Origin of the sequence: Planomonospora alba (assembly GCF_039534085.1) — a bacterium.
Lineage (GTDB): Bacteria > Actinomycetota > Actinomycetes > Streptosporangiales > Streptosporangiaceae > Planomonospora_B > Planomonospora_B alba.
The window spans coordinates 19,156-27,596 of sequence record NZ_BAAAUT010000077.1; the positions used below are offsets into that span (position 1 = coordinate 19,156).

8 protein-coding genes are annotated in these 8,441 nt (G+C 73.9%); 4 read left to right on the plus strand and 4 right to left on the minus strand.

Translation table 11 applies throughout. From position 1 onward, the window contains the following. Window positions 1–38: 38 nt before the first annotated feature. Window positions 39–995: a helix-turn-helix transcriptional regulator gene (locus ABD823_RS31045; RefSeq protein WP_344865854.1), complete on the minus strand. Its 957-nt coding sequence runs from the start codon at window positions 993–995 to the stop codon at window positions 39–41. 63 nt (window positions 996–1,058) lie between these two features. Here ABD823_RS31045 and ABD823_RS31050 point away from each other — a divergent pair, with 63 nt between their 5' ends. Beyond that, window positions 1,059–1,811: an epoxide hydrolase N-terminal domain-containing protein gene (locus ABD823_RS31050; RefSeq protein ID WP_344865856.1), complete on the plus strand. Its 753-nt coding sequence runs from the start codon at window positions 1,059–1,061 to the stop codon at window positions 1,809–1,811. Here ABD823_RS31050 and ABD823_RS31055 read toward each other — a convergent pair. Further along, the gene (locus ABD823_RS31055) at window positions 1,789–2,844 is read right to left on the minus strand and encodes a BMP family lipoprotein (RefSeq protein ID WP_344865858.1); all 1,056 of its coding nucleotides are present in this window, start codon (window positions 2,842–2,844) and stop codon (window positions 1,789–1,791) included. The genes ABD823_RS31050 and ABD823_RS31055 overlap by 23 nt on opposite strands. 89 nt (window positions 2,845–2,933) lie before the next feature. Next, on the minus strand, window positions 2,934–4,538 hold the full coding sequence (locus tag ABD823_RS31060) for a methyl-accepting chemotaxis protein (RefSeq protein ID WP_344865860.1): 1,605 nt from the start codon (window positions 4,536–4,538) through the stop codon (window positions 2,934–2,936). A 212-nt stretch (window positions 4,539–4,750) separates the two neighbouring features. On the opposite strand from ABD823_RS31060, the gene ABD823_RS31065 reads away from it, so the two are divergent. Further along, window positions 4,751–5,866: a site-specific integrase gene (locus tag ABD823_RS31065; RefSeq protein WP_344865862.1), complete on the plus strand. Its 1,116-nt coding sequence runs from the start codon at window positions 4,751–4,753 to the stop codon at window positions 5,864–5,866. Between the two features lie 81 nt (window positions 5,867–5,947). Here ABD823_RS31065 and ABD823_RS31070 read toward each other — a convergent pair whose 3' ends face one another. Next, complete coding sequence (locus tag ABD823_RS31070) at window positions 5,948–6,160, minus strand: hypothetical protein (protein ID WP_344865864.1); 213 nt, start codon at window positions 6,158–6,160, stop codon at window positions 5,948–5,950. 520 nt (window positions 6,161–6,680) lie between these two features. On the opposite strand from ABD823_RS31070, the gene ABD823_RS31075 reads away from it, so the two are divergent. Together ABD823_RS31075 and ABD823_RS31080 are read left to right on the plus strand one after the other, a co-directional pair. Further along, window positions 6,681–7,400: a nucleotide-binding protein gene (locus ABD823_RS31075; protein WP_344865866.1), complete on the plus strand. Its 720-nt coding sequence runs from the start codon at window positions 6,681–6,683 to the stop codon at window positions 7,398–7,400. Beyond that, window positions 7,400–8,317, plus strand: coding sequence for a ParB/RepB/Spo0J family partition protein (locus tag ABD823_RS31080; RefSeq protein ID WP_344865869.1), 918 nt, complete (start codon window positions 7,400–7,402; stop codon window positions 8,315–8,317). The genes ABD823_RS31075 and ABD823_RS31080 overlap by 1 nt, the downstream gene beginning before the upstream one ends. Window positions 8,318–8,441 lie beyond the last annotated feature (124 nt).

An 8,441-nucleotide genomic window follows, 5' to 3' on the forward strand; every position in this document is an offset into this window, starting at 1 on the left:
GACCCCGCCGTACCGGTGCGCCGTACGGCGGCGCCGCGCTATCCGGTGGCGCGCCGGTAGCGGTCGGAGAGCGCGCGCAGGAGCTCCACCAGTTCGGGCGGGTCGCTCACCGTGAAGTCGCAGCCGAGCAGGCCGAGGTGGACGGCGAGGCTCTCCAGACTGTCGGCCCCGGTGCGCAGCACGCACGTGTCCGCGTCGAGCGCCTCCACCGTGCCGACCGCGGGGTTGATCCGTTCGGCGACCGCCTCGGCCGGGGCGTGCACGGTGACGTCGGCCCGGTACCGCCAGGCGGCCGAGGACACGCCGCGCCGGATGCGGTCGGCGACGTCCTCGGGCGGCTCGCGCGGGGTGAAGCGCGGCCCGGCGGGCGGCCGGAGGGTGATCCGGTCCACGCGGAAGGTCCGCCAGTCGGCGCGGTCGGTGTCCCAGGCCACCAGGTACCAGCGGCGTCCCCAGTTGACCAGCCGGTACGGCTCGGCCGTGCGCCGGCTCGGCGTGCCGTCGTGGCCGCGGTAGTCGAAGCGGAGCCGTTCGCTGTCGCGGCAGGCGGCGGCGAGCGCGGTGAGCGTCTCGGGGTCGATCCGGGGTCCGGGCCGGTCGGGCGGGACGGGGACGGTGTAGGCGTGCAGCGCGCCGATCCGGCGGCGCAGCCGGGACGGGAGCACCTGCTCCAGTTTGGCCAGTGCCCGCAGGGACGCCTCCTCCACGCCGGCGACCGTGCCGCCCGCGGCGGTGCGCAGGCCGACGGCGACGGCCACGGCCTCCTCGTCGTCCAGCAGCAGCGGCGGCAGTCTCGCGCCCGCGCCGAGCCGGTAGCCGCCGGCCGCGCCGCGGGTGCCGTGCACCGGGTAGCCGAGCGCGCGCAGCCGCTCCACGTCGGTGCGGACGGTCCTGGTGCTCACCTCCAGGCGTTCGGCCAGTTCGGTGCCGGTCCATTCGCGGGGGGTCTGCAGCAGGGCGAGCAGGCGCAGCAGGCGCGCCGAGGTTTCCAGCATGCCGCCGATTCTGCCGCGCCATTAGGAACGATGTCTTCCTAATGGCTTCCTGGTGCCGGGGTCATGGAGAACAGCACCGAGATCACGCCCTTCCGCGTCGAGATCCCCCAGGCCGCCCTGGACGACCTCGCCGACCGCCTGGCCCGCACCCGCTGGACCGACGAACTGCCGCCCGAAGAGGTCACCGACGGCACGCCCAAGGGCCCGGTCCAGCCCGGCTGGGAATACGGCGTGCCGCTCGGCTACGTGCAACGGCTGGTCCGGCAGTGGCGCCAGACCTACGACTGGCGCGCCTGGGAGGCCCAGCTGCAGCGCACCGCGCCGCAGAACCTCGCGCACGCGCCGGCCGACTCCCCCGCCGGCCAGCTGGCCTGGATCGCCCAGCTGCTGGCCTCCACCGGCGACGAGCACGTGCTGACCAACGCCACGATCTACTGGCTGACCAACACCGCGGCCTCCTCGGCGCGCTTCTACTACGAAGACCACCACGCCGAGCACCCGGCCGAGCCGACGGGCCTGGCCGGCTTCGCCTACGACGTCACGCCGTTGCGGCGTTTCGCCGAGCGCGACCACAAGGCGATCGTGTCGTGGAACGCGTACGACCGGGGCGGCCACTGGGCCGCGCAGGACGCCCCCGACCTGCTGGTCGACGACATCCGGGGCTTCTTCCGCCGCTTCCGCCGAGCCCGTGCGGGCCTCGTGCGGCGCCGGACCGGCCGGTCCGGCGCCGCACGGCGGGCGGCCCCTCCGGGGGCGCGGCCGTCCGGAGGCGCGGCCCTCGGGCGCGCGGCCGTCAGGGCTTGGTCGGCGCCGTGACGCTGCCGTCCAGGAGCCGCTCGCGGACGGCGTCCACCTTCTTGCGCACCGGCGCGATGGCCTTCTCGTTGGAGGTCGCGTAGCCGACGCCGTCGGTCTTGAGGTCGAAGCGCTTGACGCCGCCGCTCCGGTCGCCCTTGATGAACGCCTGGATCTCCTGGAAGACGGCGTTGTCCACCCGCTTGACCATGGAGGTGAGGACGGCGTCGCGGACCCCGGGGTCCGCGGTCTGGTACTGGTCGCTGTCCACGCCGACCGCCCAGGCGCCCTCGCGCGCGGCGACCGCCTCCAGGGCGCCCGTGCCGGACCCGCCGGCCGCGGTGTAGATGACGTCCACCCCGGACGCCAGCATCCCCTGGGCGATCTTCTTCGCCTTGTCGGGGGCGCCGAAGCCGCTGAAGTCCGGCGGCGTGGAGATGTAGTCGGCGCTGACCCGCACGCCCGGGCGCGCCTTGGCCGCGCCCGCCGCGAAGCCCGCCTCGAACTTCTGCAGCAGCGGGTTGCGCACGCCGCCGATGAACCCGACCTTGCCGGAGCGGGACTTCAGCGCCGCCGCGGCACCGGCCAGGTAGGAGCCCTGCTCCTCGGCGAAGACCAGGGAGACGACGTTCGAGGCGCTGAAGGAGTCGTCGTCGACGATGGCGAAGGTGGTGTCGGGGTACTCGGCCGCGACCTCCTGGACGGCGGCGGCGTACAGGAAGCCGACCGCGATGATCGGGTTGCGGCCGTCCTCGGCGAGCCCGCGCAGCGTGGCGGCCCGCTCCTGCTCGCTCTCCTCGTCGAGCGTGGCCTCGACGCCGTCGACCTGCAGCTCCTTCTTCGCGCGGTCCAGGCCCGCGGCCGCCGCGTCGTTGAAGCTCTTGTCGCCCCGGCCGCCCTGGTCGAAGGCGAGGCCGACGCGGACCTGCTCCAGCCCCAGGCCGTCGCCGACGGCGGCCTGGGCGGCCGTCTCCACCTGGGCCCCGCACCCGGCCGTCGCCAGCGCGGCGGCCGCGACCAGGGCGGCCAGCGCGGTCTTCTTCCTGTTACGCACGGTGTGCTCTTTCCTTCTGACGTGGGATCGGGGGATGAGATGGCCTGCGCGGCCGGTCCGGGAGAGTGCGGGCACCGCCCCGGCCGGTCCTAGTAGCGGAACTGCTCGACCGCCTCGCGCAGCTGCCGGGACATCCCGGCGAGCTCGGCGATGGCCTGGCGCGAGCGGGCGATGTCGGCGTCGACGGCCGAGGCCGAGGAGGCCACGGCGGCGATGTTCTCCGCGATCCGGGAGGCGCCGCTCGCGGCGTCGGCGACGCTGCGGTTCATCTCGTTCGTGGTCGAGGTCTGCTCCTCCACCGCGCTCGCGATCGTCATCTGGTACGAGCTGATGCCCGAGATGACCTCGCTGATCCGGTTGATGGCGCTGACGGCGGCGTCGCTGTCGTGCTGGATGGTCTGCACGAGCCGGCCGATGTCCTCGGTTGCCTTGGCGGTCTCCTGGGCCAGGTTCTTGACCTCGTGGGCGACCACCGCGAAGCCCTTGCCGGCGTCCCCGGCGCGCGCGGCCTCGATGGTGGCGTTGAGCGCCAGCAGGTTCGTCTGCTCGGCGATGCTGGTGATGAGCTTGACCACGTGGTTGATCTCGGACGACGACGAGGTCAGCTGGTTCACGGTGCTGTTGGCCGACTCCGCGACCGCGACGGCCTCGGTGGCGACCCGGGCCGCGTCGGAGGCGTTCTGGGAGATCTCCTGGATGGCGCCGCCCATCTCGCGCGAGCCGTCGGCGACGTTGCGCACGCTGTGGCTGACCTCCGCCGAGGCCGCGGCGGCGGCCTCGGCCTGCCCGGAGGTGTTGGCCGCGTTGTCGGCGAAGACGCTGGTGACCTCGTCCAGCTGGGTCGACATGTCCGCGAGGGTGCCCGCGTGGGCGGCCACGTCGGTGACGACCGTGCGGACCGCGGTGAGCGCCTCGTTGAGCGCCTCGGCCATCTGCGCCGGCTCGTCGCGGCCCTCGGTGGGCAGCTCGACGTCCAGCCTGCGGTCGGCCACGGTGCGCAGGGCGTCCCGGGCCGCGGTGACCGGCGCGACGATGCTGCGCGTGACCAGGTAGGCGAGGGCGCAGCCGAGCACGAGGGCCAGCGCCGTGCCGATGGAGATCGCGCTCTGCGCACCGGCGGCGTCCTGGGCGGAGGCCTGCACCGCGGCCGCGCTGCGCTGGTCGACGGACTGGGCGAGCTGCTGGGCGGCCCGCAGGATCCGGTAGTAGGTGCTCCAGCTGTCGTAGACGGCCAGCTGGTCACCCTGCCACAGCGCGTCGGCGGTGCCCGGCGCGTACGTCTCGACGATCTTGTCGTTCAGCGCGAAGTACGCCTCGGACTCGGCGCGGACCTGGTCGAACAGCTTCCGCTCGGCGTCGTTCATGACGTCGGCCGTCACCTGCGGCAGGAACTTCTCGAAGCGCTCGCGCTCCTGCTGCCAGGCCTTGTAGTTGACCGAGTCGCCGCCGAACGCCCGCTCGGCGCCCAGGCGGTGGACGTCGGTGATGTAGGCGCTCTGCCAGCCGCTCATGCTGGCCGCGTAGAACTTGATCTCCTTGGCCTGGCTGGTGAGGACCTGCAGATCGCGGACCTGCGCGGCGGTATGGCGCTGGTCCTGGATCGCGACGTAGGCGATCACCGCGATGCCCGCGAGCAGAGACAGCAGCGCGGTGAACGCCACCGCGAGCCGTACTCCGATTCTGACCTTGCGCATACCCGCTCCTCCGTGATGGGGCTCCGGGTCCCACCATCGGCAGGGCGTGAATGGAGCTGAGACAGACCTCGGCCCACTGCGACCTGCGGGAACGGCGCCCCGGCGGCGGCGTGGACGGGGCCGCGGGCGGAGCGGGGCGAATCTGTGCGCGAGAACGGGCGCCGTCGTCGAAAAGATGATCGATACGTGATCCGCCGCTGTATAGTCCTGCCGTGTCCGTCACCTCCGACTCCGGCAGTGAGACCGCGGCCGCGCGGACCGCGGAGATCGTGGTCCGGGGCGGGCCGGCCGGGGAGATCGCCCCCGGGGGCGCCGGAGACGCCCGGGAGCCCGCGGAGATCGACGCGACGGTCTCGGCGGCGACCGCGGCGCGCATCGCGGCCAGCGTCCCGGACGCCACGCGCCGCGCCTACGCGGGCGACTGGGGCCGCTTCACCGCCTGGTGCGCGCGGACCGGCCGCACGGCGCTGCCCGCCACCGCCGAGACCCTCGCCGAGTACGTCTCAGCCCTCGCCGACGAGGGCAAGGCCCCGGCCACCATCACCCGGGCGATCGCCGGCATCCGCACCGCCCACCGGGTGAGCGGCCTGGTCCCGCCGGACACCACGGCCGCGCGCGCCGTCCGCAAGGCGTACCGGGGCGAACGCGCCGCCGCGGGGCTGCCGAACCAGCGCCAGGCCGCCGCCCTGGCGGTGCCCCAGCTGCGGCGGATCGCCGCCGCGCTCGACACCGGCGGCGCGGCAGACCTGCGCGACCGGCTGACGGTCGTGCTCGGCTGGGCGATGATGGCCCGCCGCAGCGAACTGGCCGGGCTCGACCTGGGCGACGTCGCAGAGGTCGAGCAGGGGCTGGTCGTCACCGTGCGCAGGTCGAAGACCGACCAGGCCGCGGCGGGCCGACAGGTGGCCGTGCCGTACGGCTCCGACCCGCTGACCTGCCCGGTCCGTACGTTGCGCGCCTGGCGGGAACTGCTGGCCGCGCACGGCTCCACCTCCGGCCCGCTGCTGCGCCGCGTCGACCGGCACGGCGTCATCGCGGGCGTGCCGGGGGCCGCGCCCTCCGGCAGGGGAGCGGCCGACGGCCGCCTCACCGGGCACGCCATCGGCATGATCCTCGTGCGGGCCGCGCGCCGCGCCGGGCTGCGCGTCGACGGCCTGAGCGCGCACAGCCTGCGGGCGGGCGGCGCGACCGGCGCCTACACCGCGGGCGCCGACCTGGTCTCCATCGGCCGCCACGGCGGCTGGCGCGACGGCTCGGCCGAGCTGCTGAAGTACATCCGCGACGTCGACCGGTGGAGGCACAACCCGATGCACGGCTCCGGCCTCTGACGGCCGGGCGCGCGGGCCGCACCCGGGCCCCGGAACCGCTGAGGCGGCCCGGCCGTCGCCGGACCGCCTCAGCGGGCACGCTCACCAGGCGTAGCTGTAGAGGTAGTTGCTGGCCGCCCCGTACGGCCCGGCGAACTGGTAGTTGGAGTAGTACCAGCTGCTGCCCCAGCCCGGGTAGCCGTAGCCGTAGCCCCCGTAGGGATACGGCCAGTTGTTGTCGGCCAGGGCGGCGCTCTGGCTCGTGAGTCCCAGAGCCGCAACGGTTCCTGTGATCACCAGTGCACGTCGGATCATCGTCATCATCGTGATCGTTTCCTTCCCGGCTCCGCGCGCCACGTCCGTGGGCCGCGCAGATCTTCCGAAGGGACGCCGCGTGAGTCAGCCTCAGGATCAGACATAAGCCTCACCCTTGGCTATAGCGGTCATATTTCACATTACGCTCGGCTATCCCGCCCACCGGAAGAACGCCACGTGATGATCTAACGCTCCATGGCCCGATACGACCGCGCGCGCGGGCCGCGGATGACGGAGGCGGCGGGGGATCTGCCCTCCCGGGGGCCTGTCGTGACATGCCGATGGCCCGTCCCGCGGGACGGAGGCGTCCCCGGCCGCCCGCCCGGCGCCGCACCGGCGCGCGGGCGACCGCGGGGAGCCCGGTGCAGGTCGCGGACCCGCCCGCGACGGACCGGGGCCGGAGGTCCCACCCCGGTCTGCGGGCGGCGGGTGTTCACGCCGTGAACACCCGCCGCATCTGGAATAGTTGGCCTCCTGATCCGAAGTACCACACGGGAAGCACACGGAACAGGAGCCCGACGTGGCCAGAGTGCATGTTGTCCTCAATCAGAAAGGCGGCGTCGGCAAGTCGACGCTCGCCGTCAACCTCGCCGCCGTCACGGCCGACACCGTCGGAGGAGTGGCCGGAGCGAACCCCCCGGTCGTCACCGTCTCCATCGACCCGCAGGGTTCGGCCGTCTGGTGGTCCGAGAGGGTCGGCGACGCGCTCCCCTTCGACTTCGTCCAGGCCCACGACGACATCGCCGGCCTGGCCAACCTCCGCCACATCCCGCACGTCACCGACGTCTGGGTCGACACCCCCGGCTGGCTCGACCTGTCGGACGGCTCCTCGGGCGACGACCCCCTCGGGGACGGCGCGGCCGCCGACGCGCTGCGCGCCGTACTCGACAACGCCGACGACGTGATCATCCCCATCGAGCCGGAGCCGCTGGCGTTCCAGCCGACCTTCAACACGATCGAGAAGGTCGTCAAGCCGCGCAAGCTCCCCTTCCTCGTCGTCGCCAACAACTGGGACCCGCGCGACGGCCGCGCCGACCTCGACGACACCCTGCAGTTCGTCCGGAACCAGGGCTGGCCGCTCGCCAACACCGTGATCCGGCACTACAAGATCCACTCCCGGGCCTCCGCCGAGGGCCTGGTCGTCACGCAGTACCCGCGCAACCGGGTCGCGATGGAGGCCAGGGAGGACTTCTACCGGCTCGCCCTGGAGCACGGGCAGCTCCGGAACGGGACCGTCTGATGGCGGGCAAGAGGACGAGCCTCGCGGCGCTGATGGTCGGCCAGCCGGCCGTCCCCGAGCAGCAGCCCCGCGCCGCGGCCGCACCGGCGGCACCGGCCGCGCCGAAGTGGCCGCAGACCGTGCGGCTGGAGGATCTGGCCGACAACCCGGACAACCCCCGCGAGAGCCTGCGCGACCTGGAAGGGCTGGCCGAGACCATCCGTGACGAGGGCGTGCTGCAGGACCTGGTGGTCGTCCCCCGGGCCGTCTGGCTCGCCGCCTACCCGCACCACGCCGGCGAGATCGGCGACCGGCCGTACGTCATCCAGCACGGCCACCGGCGCCGGCACGCCGCCGCGCTGGCCGGGCTGGCCGAGGTGCCGGTCAAGGTCCGCGAGTCCGCCGAGTCCGCCGAGGAGCGCACCCTCATCGAGAACTTCCAGCGCGACGACCTGACGCCGCTGGAGGAGGCACGGGCGCTGCAGCGGCTGATCGACCTGCGCGGGATCACGCTCAGAGAGGCCTGCCGCAAGGTCGGCAAGTCCCCCGGCTGGGGCTCGCAGCGCCTGGTGCTGCTCAAGCTCAGGCCCGAGCTGCAGCAGGCCCTGGCGGACGGCGCGCTCAAGCTGGAGGACGCCCGGGAGATCGGGAAGCTCCCTCCGGAGGAGCAGGCCATGCCGGTCGCTGCGGTCGCTCCGATCGCAGCGACGCCGGAAGCGGAGGCTGCACCGGCCCCCGGGCGCGCGGGCCGCGCCGTGAGCGACGGCGGTGCCGCCCTGCAGCCCGGTACGGCGGGCTCCCGCCGGACCGGGGGCGGAGGCCACGGTGTCATCCCGCTCGGGCCGCCCTCGGTGATCGCGGCCGAGCTGCGCGCCCGGCTCTCCCGGGAGGACCTGGAGACGCTGGTGGAGCTGCTGTCGGCCTCGGTCGCCCGCTGACGCGGGCGCGGATGCGCCCCGGAGGTGTCCACGGCCCGGCCGGAAGAGTGTTTACGGCGTAAACGCCGACCGCTCCCGCCGGGCGCGTAGCGCCCAGAACACGCCGGGGCCGCCACCGGATGTC